The following is a 1,900-nucleotide window of genomic DNA, read 5'->3' as shown; positions in this document are numbered from 1 at the left end:
CTTCTGTACTGGCCCAGGCCAACCAGGTTCCACAGACCATGCTGTCTCTGCTGCGTTAATCGCCGCAAAACCTGTATTAATAAAAACGCCCTCAGCAATGAGGGCGTTTTTTTATTGCCGCGGCAGGCTGATGACAACCTCAACGGATTAGGCGCGCGGTAAGGTATTGAACAGCGTTTTGAGGCTCTTTTTGTACGAAGTGATGTCCGCTTTAGCAGTACAGGCTTAGGTTTTTACGGCAAAGTAATAAAAAACGACACGAAGAATTAAAGTTTCAACCAGAGCGGGCGATAACAATATTGAAGGCAATAAAGCCGCAGGCCAAATACCTGACCCTGACTTTCTTATTAAAGGACATTCATCATGGCAGTCATTAATACCAATACCCTGTCTCTGGTTACTCAGAACAACCTGAGCAAATCTCAGTCATCACTGGGCACTGCCATTGAGCGTCTGTCTTCCGGCCTGCGCATCAACAGCGCGAAAGACGATGCAGCCGGTGAAGCGATCGCTAACCGCTTTACGTCTAACATCAACGGCCTGACCGTTGCTGCCCGCAACGCCAACGACGGTATCTCGCTGTCGCAGACCGCTGAAGGCGCGCTGACCGAAGTCAACAACAACCTGCAGCGCGTACGTGACCTGACCGTTCAGGCGCAGAACAGCTCTAACTCAGCGTCTGACATCGACTCGATTCAGGCTGAAGTTAACCAGCGTATGCAGGAAATCGACCGCGTCACCAAGCAGACCGACTTCAACGGCATCAAAGTGCTGAACACCGGTTCAGGCAGCAGCACCTACAACTTCCAGGTTGGCGCGAAAGACGGTGAAACCATCGGTATCACCATCAGCGCAAGCGACGGTTTTGACCTGGCCTCAGCCGGTCAGTCTGGTACCACCCAGAACACCCGCGCAATGACCACGGGCGACACTGTAAACGGCAACGCGCGTACCACTTCAGCGATCGGTTTCGACGTGCTGAAAGGTGCCGTCACCGGTGGTACCGGTGGTACTGCAGCAGGCACCACGCCGCTGGCCGATATCGATAAGGCGATCAAAGCGGTAGACAACCAGCGCAGCCTGCTGGGTGCGTCTCAGAACCGTTTTGAGTCCACCATCAGCAACCTGAACAACACCGTAACCAACCTGACCGCGGCCCGCAGCCGTATCCAGGATGCGGATTACGCAACGGAAGTGTCGAACATGTCCCGCGCGCAGATCCTGCAGCAGGCTGGTTCTTCTGTACTGGCCCAGGCCAACCAGGTTCCACAGACCATGCTGTCTCTGCTGCGTTAATCGCCGCAAAACCTGTATCAATAAAAACGCCTTCAGTTATGAAGGCGTTTTTCATTTGTGTCATATAAATATCCTTCTCAAACGAGTTTGCTCCCGTTTTGCTTTTACCTCATCCATTGCTTTTTGTGTCGGGCATTCATAGCCCAATGCGAAACAGCGCAATGGCTTTTATGTTGCTGATGAGGTTATTCAGCTACGCCTGAGATTCCATCTGAACAGGTTTTCCAACGGACGATTAAAAAAACCTGCGTCCTGCGTAAAGTTTTGCTCATGACGGGCGATAACAATATTGAAGGTGATGAAGCCGCAGGCCGAATCCAAACCCTGTAATTTTTATATAAAGGATAATTATTATGGCAGTTATTAATACCAATACCCTGTCTCTGGTTACTCAGAACAACCTGAGCAAATCTCAGTCTTCGCTGGGTACTGCGATTGAGCGCCTGTCTTCCGGCCTGCGTATTAACAGCGCAAAAGACGATGCAGCCGGCGAAGCGATCGCTAACCGCTTCAGCTCTAACATCAACGGCCTGACCGTTGCTGCCCGCAACGCCAACGACGGTATCTCTCTGTCGCAGACCGCTGAAGGCGCGCTGACCGAAGT

General features: G+C 51.9%; 1 protein-coding gene and 1 pseudogene. Both read left to right on the top strand.

Annotated elements, in window-relative coordinates; all coding sequences use genetic code 11:
• Positions 1–363: 363 nt before the first annotated feature.
• A complete protein-coding gene (locus DFO57_RS22515; protein ID WP_014605572.1) occupies positions 364–1,296 on the top strand; it encodes a flagellin in 933 nt (310 codons plus the stop codon).
• A gap of 353 nt (positions 1,297–1,649) precedes the next feature.
• Positions 1,650–1,900, top strand: a pseudogene (locus DFO57_RS22510) (flagellin FliC); the annotation flags it as partial.

It is taken from the genome of Pantoea sp. AG702, from assembly GCF_003182295.1.
Taxonomy (GTDB): Bacteria; Pseudomonadota; Gammaproteobacteria; order Enterobacterales; family Enterobacteriaceae; genus Pantoea; species Pantoea ananatis.
Note: the sequence above shows the minus strand (reverse complement) of the source record. Positions and strands in the feature narration are given on the sequence as shown.

Bases quoted from the DNA above. Each gene is read 5' to 3' on its own strand.
- DFO57_RS22515 (WP_014605572.1), top strand. From the start codon at position 364: ATGGCAGTCATTAATACCAATACCCTGTCTCTGGTTACTCAGAACAAC.